The 228-nt window shown below is 43.4% G+C and carries 1 protein-coding gene; it reads right to left on the reverse strand.

Going from position 1 to position 228, the window contains the following annotated elements; genetic code table 11:
- The coding region (locus SB772_RS46435) for a hypothetical protein (protein ID WP_410839325.1) at positions 1–228 on the reverse strand (228 nt) is incomplete at both ends.

Below are 228 nucleotides of genomic sequence, written 5' to 3' on the forward strand. Positions count from 1 at the left end.
GTATGCCCTTTTAACTGATAGCCAGCACTAATCGTATTACAGCCTACGCTATAGCTTAGCGTGTCTTGCCCTTGATATTGGTTGAATGCAAGCGTTACCTGACTGTTGATATTCGCAAATTCAGCCATAGGTTGCTCATTGGCGTCAACTGCGTTTACTAACGTCCAACGATGATGAGATAAGGTGGTCGTCAGCTTTTCTTGAGCAGTTAATTCAACAGGTTCAGAT

Origin of the sequence: Paraburkholderia sp. SIMBA_030 (assembly GCF_046535245.1) — a bacterium.
Lineage (GTDB): Bacteria > Pseudomonadota > Gammaproteobacteria > Burkholderiales > Burkholderiaceae > Paraburkholderia.